The organism is Paenibacillus sp. GQ49 (assembly GCF_059759055.1).
On sequence record NZ_JCAXEL010000016.1, the window covers coordinates 91,581 to 108,223 of the forward strand.

The window sequence follows — 16,643 nt, forward strand, 5'->3', positions numbered from 1 at the left end:
TCTATCCCTTTAATTGTGCCACAAAGTTGCGAATTTGCAACAGTCCCGCTGCACGCGTATCCGGATTTTCAAGCAGAGGAATCGAATCTTCCACCTGACGAACAATGGCACTACCTACAACAACGCCATCGCAGATGCGGGAGAAATGTGCCACCTGCTCATGACTGGAGATACCAAAACCTACCGCTACAGGGAGGTCTGTCAGACTTTTCACCATCTCAATGAAGCTTTCAACGCCATCAAAGAAAGAAGCTCTCTCTCCGGTTACCCCTAGGGATGATACACAATAGATAAAGCCACTCGCTCCCGTTACAATCCGCTCAATCCGGGCATTAGAGGTAGGTGCAACAAGCGGCACCAGATGCACACCCGCACGATTTGCCCGTTCACGCATCTCTTCCGCTTCCTCAATCGGCAGGTCCGGAATGATCATGCCACTAATATCGTGTTTGACCAATTCATCAAAGAATACATCCAGTCCTGTCTGCAATACCGGATTATAATAGGTGAACAGTACAAACGGCAGTTTCACACCTGCCTTACGAGCTTTTGCAGCAGTTTCCATAACAGTACGAATGGTAATCTGGCTTTTCAGCGCACGTTCGGAAGCACGCTGAATGACTGGGCCATCTGCAAGCGGATCGGAATAGGGAACACCTAGTTCCAAAATGTCCGCTCCAGCCTGTTCAAGCTCCTTGATGATATCAATCGTTGTATCCACATCCGGGTCTCCCACGGTTAAGAATGGAATAAGTGCCGTGCGATTCTGTTCCTTCAATTGCTGGAAGGTCTGGTCCATCAGATTCATCCCAAGTCACCTCCCGTGTATTTCATGATCGATTCAACATCCTTGTCTCCACGTCCCGACAGACAAATGACTACAATATCATCTGCTGTAAGTTCAGGCGCCAGTTTGACAACTTGGGCTACCGCATGTGCAGACTCCAGAGCAGGAATGATTCCCTCCGTCCGACATAGGAGTTGCAGGGCATCCAGTGCTTCCTGATCCGTGATCGGTACATATTTTGCCCGTTCAATATCCTTGAGATAGGAATGCTCCGGACCAACACCTGGATAATCAAGTCCGGCCGAGATGGAATGCGCTGGCTGAACCTGTCCATACTCATCCTGCAACAGGTAACTCATAGATCCCTGGAATACACCATGCGTACCTTTGGTCATCGTCGCAGCGTGATACTCGGTTTCAACCCCTTTGCCTGCGGCTTCAACACCAACAAGTTTCACATCCTGATCACCGATAAATGGATAGAACATACCGATCGCATTACTTCCTCCACCAACAGCTGCTACAATTACATCCGGCAAACGCCCTTCGATCTCCTGAATCTGACGACGGGTCTCATCACCAATCACACGTTGGAAATTCCGCACCATCATCGGATATGGATGAGGACCAACCACTGATCCGAGCACATAGAATGTATCCTCCACATTGCTGACCCAGTAGCGAAGTGCTTCATTACCAGCATCCTTCAGTGTCCGTGTTCCGGACGTCACCGGAATCACTTCTGCTCCGAGCAGCTTCATCCGAAATACGTTTAACTGTTGACGCTCTGTATCTTCTTCGCCCATAAATACTTTGCATTCCAATCCAAGCAATGCGGCTACGGTTGCCGTTGCAACGCCATGTTGACCTGCACCCGTTTCGGCAATAACTTTCTTTTTGCCCATCCGTTTGGCAAGCAAACCTTGTCCAATGGCGTTATTAATTTTGTGCGCGCCTGTATGATTGAGATCTTCACGTTTCAGATAAATTTTCGGTCCGCCCAATCGGCGTGACAATTGCTCTGCATGATACAATGGCGTTTCACGTCCAGAATACTCGCTTAGCAGATAATTCAGTTCCTTGTTAAATTCCTCATCTTCAGAGAAGTGGCTGTATGCCTCCTCCAACTCAATAAGTGCGTTCATTAGTGTCTCAGGTACAAAGCGGCCTCCGAAGTGACCGAAACGCCCGTGTTGATCCGGCAATTGATGTGTCATGCCTGCTTCACCCTTTCTACGAATGCTGTAATCTTGGCAATATCCTTCACACCTTCAGTCTCCACGCCGCTGGATACATCGACGCCGAAAGGTGCATATGTCTGTATTAGTTGTTGTACATTGTCCGGCTGCAAACCTCCTGCAACGAACAGAGCAATTTCGCGACTTTTTGCCCATTCAGCATAGGCAGGGATTCGCTCCCAGGCAAACGTTTTGCCGGAGCCCCCTCCATATAGAGGATCATGGGTATCGAGCAATATCGCATCCACGAATTTATCATAAGTATCAAGAGCCCTTATTGCTGCATCATCAGCTTCCGGTCCCGTTTCATCTTTGGGAAAAGAGAAAACTTTGAACACTTTGGCATTCCACCGCTGCTTCACCTGCTGGCAAAATTCCGCAGTCTCCTGTCCATGCAGTTGAATAACATCCAGCTGAGCAATGTCCATAATGTGTTCCAGTTCTTCGAGCGTAGGATTCACAAATACACCCGCAAGCTTCGGCCGATCATAAGTAGACCATTCGAACAACACCGTTCTTAATGCAGCAGCCTGCTCGGGTTCGATTCGGCGGCGTGATTTGGCAAAAACAACACCAATGTAATCCACAGGCAAGTTTATCATCGATTTTAGCACTTCAACGTCCTGAAGTCCACATATTTTTACGGCCGCTGGCAGCGGGTTTCTCAGTTCTGACATACTTTCGCCTGTGCCATCGTGTATGGAAGTATTCATCATTTGGGTCCCATCAGATCATATACAGCCGCCTCGACATCATCCTTGCGCATGAGATGCTCACCTACGAGAATACCATGAACACCGGCCTGGATCAGAGGTACTGTTGATTCTGGTCCGTCAATACCACTTTCGCTAATCAAGGTAACGCCACTTGGAATCAATTCCATCAAATCCAGTGTTGTGTTCAGACTGGTTTCGAATGTTTTCAAATTACGATTGTTGATGCCCACAAGTGTTGCCTGCGGAATCTCCAATACCTGCTCCAGTTCTGTTCGATCATGGACTTCAATCAAGGCATCCAGCCCCAAACTTTTGGCGAATTCCAGATATTGACGAATCTGTTCAGGTGTCAGAATACTGGCAATCAGCAATACCGCGTCCGCACCCAGCAATCTTGCCTCGGCAATCTGTCGTTCATCTATAATAAAATCCTTGCGCAATAGCGGAATGTTCACCGCTTGATGAATCGCCTGCAAGTACTCATTGCTCCCTTGAAAATACGACACATCTGTTAATACGGAGATGCAGTCTGCACCTGCTCGTTCATAAGCGGCAGCAATCTCTACCGGATGAAAATCCGGACGGATCAACCCTTTGGACGGCGAAGCCTTCTTCACTTCAGCAATAAGGCCGAGTTTGCGATTGCGTCCGCTTGATAATGCTCTTTCAAACCCCCGGGTTGCGGGTAGTTGTTCGATTTTTTGGATAGCTTCATCCATGCGAAATGTCTGTGCAAGAACTTCAACTTCTTTATGTTTGGTTGCAACGATTCGATCAAGATACATGACTGTACGCCTCCGTTGTATGAATTAACTGTTCAAGCTTCCCGGCAGCTTTGCCCGAATCTACCGCTTCTGCGGCAAGTGTCACCCCTTCAGCAATGCTATCTGCAAGACCGGATACATAGATGCACGCTCCGGCGTTCAACAGAACGACATCGCGATAGGCACTCTGCTCACCCTGGAAGATCCTCTTAATAATTTCGGCATTCTGTGCCGCATCTCCTCCAAGCACCGCTTCGAGCGGATGCAGAGACAAACCCATATCACGTGGATCAATATCGTAGGTGTGCACTTCACCATTGCGAAGTTCAGATACCTGAGTTGGTGCCGAGATACTGATTTCATCCAGACCATCATGGCTGGCCACAACCAACGCTCTTTTGAGACCAAGACGATTCAGTACTTCAGCAATCATCGGCGTCCGGGAACGATCATACAGGCCAAGCAATTGGCGATCTGCTCCCGCAGGATTCGTTAAAGGTCCGAGCATGTTGAAAATGGTACGAACACCCAGCTCTTTTCTTGGTCCTGCAGCATGTCGCATGGAAGGGTGATATACCTGGGCAAAACAGAAGCAGATTCCGATATCATCAAGACATTGTCTAGCCTGCTCCCCGTTCAGATGGATATTTACACCGAGTGCCTCTAATACATCTGCACTACCCGCTTTACCTGAAGCTGAACGGTTGCCATGTTTGGCGACCCGAACCGAGACGGCCGAAGCAATGATCGCGGATGCTGTGGAAATGTTGAATTTGTGAATACCCGATCCACCTGTTCCACACGTGTCCAGCAAGCCGCTGCCATCCGTTAGAATTCGTCCGCCCTGACCACGCATGGCTTCAGCAAAACCGGTGATCTCATCCACCGTTTCCCCCTTCATCCGCAGCGCCATCAGCAAACCTCCGATTTGAGCCGGCGTTGCCTCACCTCTCATAATCGAGTACATCAAATCTCTTGCTTCGGCTTGCTCCAGATGGCTGCCCTCTAGAATCTTCGCCAGGCCATTTTTCATGCCTTCCTCACGAGTAATCTCAGCAATGGGGGTTACAGGGTTCTCATTCATTATTGGGTTTATGTTCATCTCCGGTCTCTCCTCTCTCAGTTCTTAGCGGCCGCTGGTGTGACAAAGTAGTCTGCATTCGCCAGTCTCAACGTGCTGTCCTTTTCTTTGGCAGGAAACATTGCTTCTGCTGTTCGAATCGCTTTGAGCAACGCTTTAGCTTTGTTAACCGTTTCCTCATATTCATTCTCAGGTACAGAATCCCATACGATTCCCGCTCCGGCCTGTACATAAGCTTTTCCTTTTTTGAAAATAATCGTACGAATCGTAATACAGGAGTCCATGTTACCCGAGAATCCGAGGTATCCGATCGCTCCGGCATAAGCACCCCGTGCCTCTTTCTCCAGTTCCGCGATAATCTCCATTGCACGCAGTTTCGGTGCTCCAGATACAGTACCCGCTGGCAAGCATGAGAGAAACGCATCGAAGAAATCCTTGTCTTCTCTAAGCTCGCCCGTAACGTTGGATACCATGTGCATAACGTGAGAATACCGTTCAATCTCCATGAACATGTCACACTTCACACTGCCGAAGCTGGATACCCGGCCCAGATCGTTACGACCCAGATCAACCAGCATCAGATGCTCCGCGCGTTCCTTCTCATCCTGGAGCAGATCAGCAGCGAGTGCACGATCTTCCGCTTCTGTTGCCCCTCTTGGACGTGTGCCTGCAATAGGTCGTGTTTCCACACGATTTCCATCCACCTTGACCAAAGCTTCAGGCGAAGTACCAACAATAATCTCATCATCCATTTTGAGGTAGTACATATAAGGTGACGGATTCAGGGTCCGAAGCACACGATACACGTGAAGCGGAGAAACTTCCGTATCAATGTGGAAACGCTGGGATAATACCACTTGAAAAATATCACCTGCGCGAATGTAATCTTTGGCTTGCTCCACATTACCGATAAATTGTTCCTTCGTGAGGTTGGAACGAATATCCCCCAGTTCCACGTCTCCCGGAATGGAACGCGGATTCAGGTTCTCCCCTGGCCCTTGCTGCTGCAAACGTTCTGCGGCCTGCTCCAGTTTCTCCGAAGTCACTGCATACGCTTGACGTATCTCATCATCCGTTGCACCGTCCTTGACGTGTACATTTCCGACGAGCAGCATCTGCTGCTTCACATGGTCAAACACGATAATCTGGTCACAGAACATAAAGCGAATGTCATCCATATTCAGGTCATCCAGCGCGTGAGCTGGAAGCTTCTCATAATAGGACAGCAGATCATATCCAAAGAACCCAATTGCTCCACCTGTGAATGGTGGCAGTTCATCATCTTTTGGACTGCGATACTTACGTAGCAATGCTTTCAGTTCTTCAATCGGTTTGCCTGGCAATTCACGGGTTTTCCCTGCTTCTTCTACAACGATCCGACCCTTCTTGGCCGAAATCATCAGGAACGGATCTGTACCGATGAACGAGTATCTCGCCCATTGAATCCCCCCCTCTACACTTTCCAGCAGGAATGCACGGTCATTGTCAGCATAACGGCGGAATATTCGAATCGGAGTCTCCATATCTGCCAGAATCCGTTTGACTACCGGAATCAGATTATACTCATTCGACATTTTCAGTACTTGATTAACGTTTGGCGTTATCATCAGATCACGTCCTTTCAGATTTAGGTAAGTTCAACTAAAGATTGTTTACACTGAGCACTTCGATGACAGAACAACCTTCCGATCACTGTTATCCCCAGATTTTTTTGATTCCCTTTCAAAAGGGAAAATCCGGTGATAAATGTGAACGCTCCGCTTCTTCAGGTTATTTCTGTCCTCTCCGTTTTTGTGTAAAAGTTTAGTTGAACTTATAGGGGTAGAAGAAGCAATTCAATATACGAAAAAAACCTCTACCATCAGGTAGAGGTTTGGTTATAAGCTGTATTTAACAGGGTGATGCTTCATAAATAACAAGTCCCTATACTTCGCTGTCGGATTATTCACAGGTCGCTGAATTGATGCATTTCACATCATCCAAATCGGGAAAATACATCAGTTATAACACTTCAATTACTCATTCCAATATTTCGTAAAATATAGGAGAGTGCATTGATTGTGTTTATACCAAAACATATCAAAACAAGATGTCCTATGACACGTTTGTTTTCCCTGTTCCTGTTACCTATTCCGTAGCACGACGTACCGTGAATCAGTTGACCGGTTTCTGTTGCCCCGGTTACCACCCACTGGACTCTGCTATATACTCCACTAGCTCAGCTGCTCTCAGCTCAATCTCTACTCTACTCAACTGGTTCTCACTATACATCATTATGATCGGTTTGACAACCCACTACTTAAGAGCCAGAAGGTGTTGCCAAATCCGGACGTAATGCCTGTGCACCGTTCAGATACACATGGTTGATTTCATTCTGAGCTTTGTTTGTATTGACATGCACCATGAAACGAATGCACTGCGCCAAGGCACCTTTAACAGGAACCTCCAGTGCACACATCAGTGGTACGAGTTCCCAGCCATCCAGTTGGCGAATAGCTTTTGCCGGGAAAGCAGCATCTAGATCCCCAGTTAACGTAATCCACACACTGCAGATATCTTCCGGTTGGATCTCATTGCGATCCACGATCTCCTGCAACAATACAGCCGTTTCTTTCAAAATCTGTTCTTCGTTGTTCTGCGTGACTGTTGTAGCCCCGCGAATTCCCCGTGTGACCATTGCTGTCATTCTCCCTTCCTGAGCATTTCAATGACGTCCCGAACTGCCGACACAGGTACGTCCTTCACAATTCTTGCAGCCCCAATCCGATCAGGAATGATAAATACCATATGACCTTCACGGAACTTTTTGTCATGCATCATCGCTTCCATTAATGCATCCGTGTCGAGATGCGCAGGCATCGTTGTTGGAAGGCGAAGTGAACGCAACATGCGGACCGTATCTTCATAGAGCCCTGCTGGCGCACCAAGCTTCTCACCAAGCAATGCTGATCCAGCCATACCGATCGAGATCGCTTCTCCGTGCAGAAATTCTCCATAACCGGCAATCGCTTCAATGGCATGACCAATCGTATGTCCCAGGTTCAACAACGCACGTTCTCCATTTTCACGTTCGTCTCTGGATACAATCTCCGCCTTAATGCCACATCCACGTTCCAAGCCGTATCCAAGTGCTTCCGGATTAAGCGCAAGCAGTTCTTCCGCATGTTCCTCACACCAATGTGCAAAAGCCTCATCACGGATCAGCCCGTGCTTCAGCATCTCTGACAACCCTGCCGATACATCTCGTGGCGGCAAGGATTGAAGTGTGTCCACATCATAGAGCACTAGCTCGGGCTGATGGAATGCACCAATCATATTTTTGGCCAGCGGATGATTGACAGCCACCTTGCCGCCCACACTGCTGTCATGCGCCAAAATCGTTGTAGGTACTTGAACAAACTTGATTCCACGCATATATGTAGCGGCAACAAAACCAGCCAGATCACCTACGACACCACCACCTAAGGCCAGAATCGCAGAACTCCGATCCAGTTTGCCTTCGATCGCAACGGTCATCATATCCTGGTACACCGAAAGGGATTTCGATGTTTCACCAGAGGGTACAACCGCCGATACGACTGTATAACCAGCCGTACGCAGCGTTTGCTCCAAACCTGACAAGTATTTGGGAGCCACATTTTCATCTGTAATGATGAGTAACGGACTTTTTTTGGTCAACCCATATTGCTCAAAATATTGAGGAGCTTGTGCCAATAGACCGCTGCCAATCAGAATCGGATATGAGCGTTCCTCCAACTGTACCGTCAGCTGACGCATATTAGTAATTCTCCAGTTGAGCGTTATAACTAGCAACATTCGCACGGATCTCTTCCATGGAATCCCCGCCGAATTTCTCCAGGAATGCTTTGGCAATTTCCCACGCTACAACATGCTCCATAACTACACTCGCTGCTGGTACAGCACAAGCGTCCGAGCGCTCAACCTGAGCCGTAAATGCTTCTTTTGTATCAATATCGACACTTTGCAGTGGCTTATACAACGTTGGGATCGGCTTCATCACACCACGTACAACGACTGGCATACCGTTTGTCATACCACCTTCGAATCCACCCAGACGGTTGGTTGCCCGGTGGTAGCCGCGCTCGTCCGTATGCATGATTTCATCATGCACCTGTGATCCTCGAATGACTCCGGCTTCGAATCCGATACCAATCTCTACACCTTTGAATGCATTAATGGACATTACGCCTTGAGCGATTCGTGCATCCAGTTTGCGATCGTATTGAACATAACTACCAAGGCCAATAGGTACACCTTCAACGATACATTCCACTATTCCTCCGATGGAATCGCCTTCTTGTTTAATCTGGTCGATGTAAGCTTCCATCTTCTTCTCTGTCTCAGCATCCGTAACACGTACAGAGGAAGCTTCTGTTACTGCGATCAGTTCATCAATCGGAAGGTCCTGATACGGAGCTTCGATCTCTCCAATGCGAAGTACACGTCCAGCTACCTTGATTCCGAATTCAGCCAGGAATTGACGTGCAATAGCACCACATGCCACACGTACCGTTGTCTCACGTGCACTGGAGCGCTCCAGTACGTTACGCAAGTCTTTAAGATTATACTTGAGTCCACCGTTAAGATCAGCGTGTCCGGGACGAGGACGATGAACGCGACGTTTCTCTTCGTCACTGCCTTCAATCGGCTCAATATTCATAATATTCTGCCAATGTTTCCAGTCGTTATTTTGAACAACCAGCGCTACCGGAGCACCTGTTGTATATCCGTGACGGATACCACCAACAAAATTCGCCTGATCCTTCTCGATCTGCATCCGGCGTCCACGGCCATATCCTTTTTGGCGGCGGTGAAGCTGGAAATTCAGTTCTTCAAAATCAATCGTCAAATTACTTGGCAATCCTTCAATAATAGCGGTCAATTGGGGTCCGTGCGTCTCCCCTGCGGTTAAATAGCGTAAACTCATAATACGTTCCCCCTTTAAACTGTTAAACTTCACATTGCTAAAATCCCATAATTTCTTTGCTTATTATAGTATAGCTGACCGGCTTTGACAAGAAAGTCGGCGCTTTCTTGTACTTGGTATACAAATAACCGCCTGAACACATGTACATGTGCTTCAGACGGCTGAACAACCATTATCATTATTTCTTCCGATAGAAGAATGTCTCTGCTGTCTCCAGGCCATATTGTCCCGGGGAGAAGATCTGCTCCGTACTGCCCACAAACAAAATACCACCTGGACGCAAACTTGCTGCAAATTTGTGATACAACAGGTTTTTGGCTTCCTCGGTAAAATAGATCATGACATTTCGGCACACAATCAGATCGTACCCATCGTCAAAACGGTCCACCAGCAAATTTTGTTTCATGAACTTGATTGAATTTTTGAGTTGCTCATCAATACGGTATACCAAGCCATCCTGCTTGAAGTAACGGTTCGCCGTTTCCTTTGGCACATCCTTAAGCGAGCGTTCCATATAACGCCCTTCCTTGGCTTTGGCCAATGCACCTTCATCCAGATCACTTGCCGTAATGGAGCTGTCCTTCAAAATGCCCATCGTGTCCAGAATCATGGCAAGTGTATAAGGTTCTTCACCTGTTGAACAGGCCGCACTCCAAACTTTAGCACGACGCTTGGACCCCAGCAGCTCAGGCAGGATCTCGTCCCGCAGCACTTCCCAACGATTGGGATTACGCCAGAATTCCGACACGTTAATCGTCATACGATCAAGGAACTCGTAAAACAATGATTTATCTTTCTGCATAGCTTCAAAAAAGTTAGAAAATGTATGAAACCCGTTTTTGTTGCGAAGTGTGGTCAGCCTTCTTTTCATCTGGCCTTCCTTGTATTGAGCAAGATCAATGCCTGTGCTCTCTTTGATTTTACGAATGAATCCGGTGTAATCCGGGTCTAGTAGTTGTTCTTGCTCCAGCATCGTGTATCACCCTTTTGGCTAATAATTACAACCAGCCTGCGATGCTCTTGTCGTATACCACCAGTTCATCTGAAGCAAAGAAATTTGCTGCTTCACGGGAAGCACTTTCCGGTGAATCTGCCCCATGAATCAGATTATGTGGTGTGTGGCTGGCGAAGTCTCCGCGAATGGTACCCGGAGCTGCTTCCTTCACATTGGTTTTTCCGATGACGATGCGCGCAAGCGCCACAATATCGTCCCCTTCCCACACCATGGCAAATACAGGCCCAGATGTGATAAAACGAACCAGATCATCGAAAAACGGTTTGCCCTCATGTTCAGCATAATGGCGTTTTGCCTGATCCTCAGACATCTGCACCAATTTGCCTGCCACCAACTTAAATCCTTTGTCTTCCAGACGGCTAATAATTCGACCGATCAATCCACGCTGCACACCATCAGGCTTCACCATCAAAAATGTACGATCCATCAGCTCACTCCTCACTCACGGTTCAAAGTTAATAACTATGTAAACGCAATCCCTCTGATTGTAACATACATGTCCAAATCCTCCCAATGAGGAATCTCACAGTTCTGTTCATCTTTGGGTATGAGTAATCCGAGAGTTGAAGGTCATACATTGTTTAATGCGTACGTTTAACCACAAAATGAGCGATATCACGCAGGTTTTTGGTCGTCTTGATGTTAGGTAGCTGATCGAGAGCATCGAGCGCTTTCTTCATATATCGGTCAGCAAGGGCTTCAGCTTTAGCAATTCCTTGACTTTGGCGAATCATTCCAATTGCATCCGATGCACTTGCCCGTCCTTCTTCATGCTGGACACGGGAAATCTCCTTAAGCAAAGGTTCCCGCAGATCGGATTCTTCCAAGGCATAAAGTACAGGAAGCGTGATATTTCCTTGCTTCATGTCACTGCCAGGTGGCTTGCCAAGTTGTTTCTCAGTACCTACCAGATCAAGTACATCATCTTGAATCTGGAAAGCCATCCCCACATTGTATCCGTACGTATACAGCAGGGAAGATACATGCTCAGGCGCACGTGTAGCCAATGCCCCTAACTGACAGCTAACCGCAATCAGAAGTGCTGTTTTGCGGCGAATCCGCAGCAGATAGTTACGAACACTTTGTCCCGTATTGAAAAAGTCGCGAATTTGCTCCATCTCACCAATGGACATCTGTACCATAGCTTTGGCAAGGATACGATGAATAGCTGGATCGGATAATCCGGCAGTCATTTCAAGTGCCTTACCGTAGATATAGTCTCCAGTGTACATGGCAATCCGATTATCCCATTTTGACTTCACCGTAGGTTTGCCTCGGCGTGTCTCCGCATTATCAATCACATCATCGTGAACGAGGGATGCCGAATGAATGAGTTCCAGCGGAACCGCAACCAGCTTCAGACGTTCAATGTCGTATGTACCAAATTTCCCACCAAGTAACACAAAAACGGGCCGCAACCGTTTTCCTCCTGCTTTGAGCAAATGAAGTGACGTTTCACTCAGCAGCTTCTGTTCTCCTCGAACACTGCGATACAATTCTTTCTCAATGTAATCCATGTCCTTTTTTAACAACCCGAAAATATCCAATAGTTTCATTCGTTCACCCGTATCAGCGTATTGTCAGTCCATAAATTCATGCTTACCTTCCCCTCCAGCAAGTCGGGCCTGCAGGCATTACGAAAAACCCGGCTTACCGTTCTTGCTTGTGTTGTTCTATAAGGTAATCTAACGTGTTTTTCTTCTCCGAATGTCATAGCCGACACCCGGAAATTAAACTCTGCGACTTGTTCTGAAACAAAATACAGAAGTTGCCGGAGCATGGGTCAAGACTGTGGTTCATGAAGACTCACCATCAGTGCTCACCAATACCCCGGGATTCGGGGGACAAATAAACCGAGCAACACTTTGGCAAAAAACAGCCTTGTATCGAACTCAGTCGTTATCCCCGTTCATCCGGTTCTCCCCATCTTGTAAACAGTTGATGTGGGATGCGCAAGCTATCCAGCACTTTCCCAACCAAAAATAGAATCAACTCATCCATAGTTTGAGGTTTGTAATAAAAAGCAGGCATAGCCGGTATCATTCGTACACCAAGACGAGAAAGCTTCAGCATGTTTTCCAGATGGATTGCATGAAGAGGCGTCTCACGTGGTACGAGGATCAATGTTCTTCCCTCTTTCATCATAACATCGGCTGCGCGAGACATCAGATTATCCGACGATCCCTGCGCGATGGACGAAAGAGTTCCCATAGAACATGGCATGATAATCATGCCGTCGGCCAGATAAGAACCACTTGCAATGGAGGCCCCTATATCACTCACAGGATGATAGATCAGAGAACCGGCACGGTTGCCGAATTTTTCTTCCAGCACCGCGTCCCGATTCGTCACATCCCAGTCCAATTCTTCTTTCAGTACACGCCACCCTGCATTGGATATGACCAGATGAACGTTATATTCCAAATCAAGCAACGTTTCAATTAATCGAATGCCATATATGCTGCCACTCGCTCCGGTAATTCCGACAACCAGTCGTTTATTGTCCGGCTGCTGCACCATTTATTTCACCGCCAGATCAATTAGAGTGAACGTAAATACAATTAAACTAAGCAAACTGTTCATGGTAAAAAACGCCGTTTGAACACGGCTCATATCATTAGGCGATACAATATAGTGTTGGTAGAACAGAATTCCATACGTCACCAACATGCCTGCACCATACCACCAGCTCAGATCTGTCATCAACAATAACGCAAGAAAACCAATTGCAGTAATCACATGGAAGAACTTGGCGATCTGCAAGGATTTAACCAAGCCAAAACGGGAAGGTATGGAGTGAAGCCCCTCTCCCTGATCGAAATCCAGATCCTGACATGCATAGATAATATCAAAACCCGCTGTCCAGAACACAATCGTAACGTACAGCACAATCGCTGTCCAATCCATCGTTCCTGTTACAGCTACCCAGCCACCAAGTGGTGCCAAACCAATCGTCATTCCGAGAACAACGTGGCATAACCATGTGAATCGTTTGGTGTACGAATACAGTACCAACATAAACACAGCAATAGGCAACAGCTGCATCGATAATACATTAAGATTGGATGAGGCCCAGAATAACAATATAAATGAGATAATGACAAATATAACAACTTCCCCATTTTTCAACAGCCCTGCCGGGATGGCTCTCATCGCGGTACGCGGGTTTTTGCCATCAATCGCTTGGTCGATAATTCGGTTCAAACCAAAAGCCGCACTACGTGCGCCGACCATCGCAAGCAATACCCACATGATCTGCATCCAGCTTGGGAAGGTATCATTCACTACCATAGAACCGAGAATGGCCCCCATAAATGCAAAAGGTAAAGCAAAAAGCGTGTGTTCAATCTTGATCATTTCTAAAAAGATGCGAATTTTCCTAAACATGCTGATTCTCCTTGGTTCCAATATGCAGTGCCGCGATACCTCCGGTCAGAGGGTAGGCCTGCACTTGTTGTAATCCAGTTTCTGCAAAGATATCTGCCAGTTCCTGCCTTCCCGGAAAAATGGCCAGTGAGTCCGGTAGCCATTTGTACTGCTCAAAACTTTTAGCAAACACTTTCGCAAGATTCGGTAAAACCTTCTCAAAATAAAAATAATAAATGCCTTTGAACGGCTGCCATGTTGGCTTGGACAATTCCAGGCACACAACCATACCACCCGGTTTGACCACACGTTTCATTTCAGACAACACTTGTCTGAGATCAGGTACATTACGCAGCCCAAACCCGATCGTCACATAATCAAATGAATTGTCTTCAAAAGGAAGTGACATGGCATTTCCCTGTGTCAGGGTAATCTGCTTTTGACGTTGCACCGCATTGATCTTTGTCTGGCCGACCTCCAGCATGTTGCTACTGAAATCAAGTCCGTGCATGTGCCCCGTTTCACTTGCCTCTGCCATAGCAAGCGTCCAGTCACATGTGCCGCAGCACAAATCAAGACCGGTATCGCCTTTGGACATATTCATCTTTTTCATGGTGAATTTACGCCAAGCCTTATGCCTGCGGAAACTTAGAATATCATTCATGACATCATATTTTCCGGCTATACTCTGAAAAACCGAATGGACATATTCTTCTTTCGGTTTGGTCTCTCCGCTCCCCATTCGTCTGTCTCCCCCTCAATCTTCCCTTACTGCCGCATGTGAAGGCTGCAAATATGCCAGGTAAGGCTCTAGAATTGCATGTATCTCATGCAAGCCCATCCGCCCTTCCTCGTCTTGCAACAATAGTTGAATGCGGTGTGTACACTCGCGAAGCTTGTCCAGCAAAACCTCGCCAACCCTATGCTTCAGCACCATAGCGTTCCATGCACGTGCATCCGGTTCAGACTGACGCAACACATTGCGTTCATCGTCATTACCATGCTCGTATATGTGCCAGTATGCATAGCTATGAAGATATTGTTTTGCGTCATTCATCCGCTTCAGTTCTTCCACGATCGTTTCGCAGGAGCTGAATTCGGTCAACAGGCTGTTCCATAATGACTCTTCGTTATGTTGAATCATGCCTGTAAATGAAAGAAACAGCTGCATCCTCAGCTGTACCGTTTCACGCAAGTATTCATCAGCCGAAACGAGAAGCTTCTTCATCCGTTCATACAGCGTCATCTTGCGTGCGTTCACTCCGGATACAGCACCACTAAGTTTGCCAATCATTTCAATTCTGCCCGCTTGGGCAAGCAATTGATAAAAACGGCTACTTAAATAATCCCCGGCGAGTACATTCAACTGGCGTGAACGCATCTCCTGCTCTCTCCGCTCACCGGAAATGGTATCGATTCGATCATGCGTATCCATGGCCAACTGAACGAGCGAAGTTGCAAGAGCATATAACTCTTGATGCACCTTTTCGTCTGTGCGGCCCACAAATACCTGCAACAGACGTGCCCGGCTATCCGGAAATGATGGGATTTCCGTATGTTGTCGAATCATGTCGTAATCCGTATATTTCTTTGCTAGTTGGGGTACGCGATATGAATTCATTCTCAGCCTCCGAGCCTTAACATTGTTAAACCATTTCTGCACTACAATCTTATATATTATAGCATATGTTGAACGGGCACGCACTGAATCCTGCTATTCTATTACCCCTGACCTGTCATTTCGAATTGCTTCTTCCAGAGTTCGGTCTCCATCAAATGAAACCAGTCCTTCAATTCATCTGAAAAGGCCGCACTTTTCCAGTTCCGTAATGTTTCAATCGCATATAGAGGCCACTCTCCACGCCGAATATCAGCAGCAAGTAACAGATGTCGTTTATGCATCCATTCATCTTCTGCCATCACACGCAGCAGCACCTGATCCACGTTATCCAGGCTCCGAAAGCCCAGATCCGCCACAGCTGCCATGTTTTCATAGATTTCAGTGTAACTTGTACCCGTTCCTTTAACTTTGAGGTCCAGCGTCAAAATGGACTGTTTCCATTCCACTCTTGCAATGGGCGTTGATAGTTGCATGGAACTTAGCACATCAACCAGATTGTCATTCGTTAGCTGAACTGGATGATGTGATGCAGAGGCAGGCTGTACGTTGTCCCCGCCCCATGTACGCATATGTAAGGTTTGTATCGCAACAAGCAGAAAGACCGCCGCAACCGTTGCCAGCATTGAAGCAGTAACAATCATCCGCGGTTTCATATACGCCTCCCTGCCTTTACCTGTTAGTGTAGTCTGTCCGGTAAAGGCTCATACCTCATTGTACAATGAAAAAAAGCAGGCTATGCCTGCAATCTTCATTTGAATATATTCAATCTGTCCATTACTCCGATTCAATCTGTCCATGCTTGGTAATCAGCGTGGCTTTGCCCCGGATTTTAATAGCTGAAGTATGGGTGGTAAATTGGGCAAACATCACTTCACCCTTGTCCAATTTCTCGGTGTGGTGAAAACGTGTATCCTGACCTCGGGTTAATCCGATCACCTGGACACCATTTTCCTCTGCCTTAATTACAATATAATCATTGCCGGTTGGATGATCCATCACGCATGTCCCCTTCTTTCGTTCGATAGCGTTAATGATGATAAAGATTGTTTCATTTGTCAACCTGTGCCTTATACGAATGAACCGCAAAAATCATCGTTAAGGGCAAAA

Annotated in this window: 18 protein-coding genes; all 18 read right to left on the reverse strand. The window is 47.1% G+C overall.

All coding sequences use genetic code 11. The features are described from left to right. Position 1: 1 nt before the first annotated feature. Entirely contained in the window at positions 2-808 is an 807-nt protein-coding gene (gene trpA, locus AC6CIF_RS23340) for a tryptophan synthase subunit alpha (protein ID WP_498201717.1), read from the reverse strand. Beyond that, a complete protein-coding gene (gene trpB, locus AC6CIF_RS23345) occupies positions 805-2,004 on the reverse strand; it encodes a tryptophan synthase subunit beta (RefSeq protein WP_017687714.1) in 1,200 nt (399 codons plus the stop codon). Before trpB ends, trpA begins: the two co-directional genes overlap by 4 nt. Beyond that, entirely contained in the window at positions 2,001-2,702 is a 702-nt protein-coding gene (locus tag AC6CIF_RS23350; protein WP_076210319.1) for a phosphoribosylanthranilate isomerase, read from the reverse strand. The genes trpB and AC6CIF_RS23350 overlap by 4 nt, the downstream gene beginning before the upstream one ends. A 35-nt stretch (positions 2,703-2,737) precedes the next feature. Beyond that, complete coding sequence (gene trpC, locus AC6CIF_RS23355) at positions 2,738-3,526, reverse strand: indole-3-glycerol phosphate synthase TrpC (protein ID WP_498201718.1); 789 nt, start codon at positions 3,524-3,526, stop codon at positions 2,738-2,740. Next, positions 3,516-4,556 carry an anthranilate phosphoribosyltransferase gene (gene trpD / locus AC6CIF_RS23360; protein WP_091034830.1) on the reverse strand — a complete coding sequence of 347 codons (1,041 nt, stop codon included), beginning with the start codon at positions 4,554-4,556 and terminating at the stop codon, positions 3,516-3,518. Before trpD ends, trpC begins: the two co-directional genes overlap by 11 nt. Before the next feature lie 68 nt (positions 4,557-4,624). Continuing rightward, positions 4,625-6,193 (reverse strand): anthranilate synthase component I, encoded by a 1,569-nt coding sequence (gene trpE / locus AC6CIF_RS23365; RefSeq protein WP_036607674.1) that lies wholly within the window; start codon positions 6,191-6,193, stop codon positions 4,625-4,627. Positions 6,194-6,885: 692 nt separating this feature from the next. Continuing rightward, a complete protein-coding gene (gene aroH, locus AC6CIF_RS23370) occupies positions 6,886-7,263 on the reverse strand; it encodes a chorismate mutase (protein WP_036607677.1) in 378 nt (125 codons plus the stop codon). Between the two features lie 5 nt (positions 7,264-7,268). After that, on the reverse strand, positions 7,269-8,363 hold the full coding sequence (aroB, locus tag AC6CIF_RS23375; RefSeq protein WP_036607679.1) for a 3-dehydroquinate synthase: 1,095 nt from the start codon (positions 8,361-8,363) through the stop codon (positions 7,269-7,271). Between the two features lies 1 nt (position 8,364). Beyond that, on the reverse strand, positions 8,365-9,534 hold the full coding sequence (aroC, locus tag AC6CIF_RS23380) for a chorismate synthase (protein ID WP_017687707.1): 1,170 nt from the start codon (positions 9,532-9,534) through the stop codon (positions 8,365-8,367). A 178-nt stretch (positions 9,535-9,712) separates the two neighbouring features. Further along, entirely contained in the window at positions 9,713-10,507 is a 795-nt protein-coding gene (locus AC6CIF_RS23385; RefSeq protein ID WP_047843560.1) for a CheR family methyltransferase, read from the reverse strand. A 25-nt stretch (positions 10,508-10,532) separates the two neighbouring features. Continuing rightward, positions 10,533-10,976, reverse strand: coding sequence for a nucleoside-diphosphate kinase (gene ndk, locus AC6CIF_RS23390; RefSeq protein WP_498201719.1), 444 nt, complete (start codon positions 10,974-10,976; stop codon positions 10,533-10,535). Positions 10,977-11,130: 154 nt separating this feature from the next. Further along, positions 11,131-12,105: a polyprenyl synthetase family protein gene (locus tag AC6CIF_RS23395; RefSeq protein ID WP_017687703.1), complete on the reverse strand. Its 975-nt coding sequence runs from the start codon at positions 12,103-12,105 to the stop codon at positions 11,131-11,133. A gap of 343 nt (positions 12,106-12,448) precedes the next feature. Continuing rightward, positions 12,449-13,069, reverse strand: coding sequence for a UbiX family flavin prenyltransferase (locus AC6CIF_RS23400; RefSeq protein ID WP_017687702.1), 621 nt, complete (start codon positions 13,067-13,069; stop codon positions 12,449-12,451). Beyond that, complete coding sequence (locus AC6CIF_RS23405; RefSeq protein WP_221820314.1) at positions 13,070-13,936, reverse strand: UbiA-like polyprenyltransferase; 867 nt, start codon at positions 13,934-13,936, stop codon at positions 13,070-13,072. After that, positions 13,929-14,657 (reverse strand): demethylmenaquinone methyltransferase, encoded by a 729-nt coding sequence (locus AC6CIF_RS23410; RefSeq protein ID WP_036607690.1) that lies wholly within the window; start codon positions 14,655-14,657, stop codon positions 13,929-13,931. Before AC6CIF_RS23410 ends, AC6CIF_RS23405 begins: the two co-directional genes overlap by 8 nt. Positions 14,658-14,672: 15 nt before the next feature. Then, positions 14,673-15,536 carry a heptaprenyl diphosphate synthase component 1 gene (locus AC6CIF_RS23415; protein ID WP_076209916.1) on the reverse strand — a complete coding sequence of 288 codons (864 nt, stop codon included), beginning with the start codon at positions 15,534-15,536 and terminating at the stop codon, positions 14,673-14,675. Between the two features lie 101 nt (positions 15,537-15,637). After that, the gene (locus AC6CIF_RS23420; RefSeq protein WP_498201720.1) at positions 15,638-16,189 is read right to left on the reverse strand and encodes a hypothetical protein; all 552 of its coding nucleotides are present in this window, start codon (positions 16,187-16,189) and stop codon (positions 15,638-15,640) included. 121 nt (positions 16,190-16,310) lie between these two features. Continuing rightward, the gene (gene mtrB, locus AC6CIF_RS23425) at positions 16,311-16,532 is read right to left on the reverse strand and encodes a trp RNA-binding attenuation protein MtrB (protein ID WP_017687697.1); all 222 of its coding nucleotides are present in this window, start codon (positions 16,530-16,532) and stop codon (positions 16,311-16,313) included. Positions 16,533-16,643 lie beyond the last annotated feature (111 nt).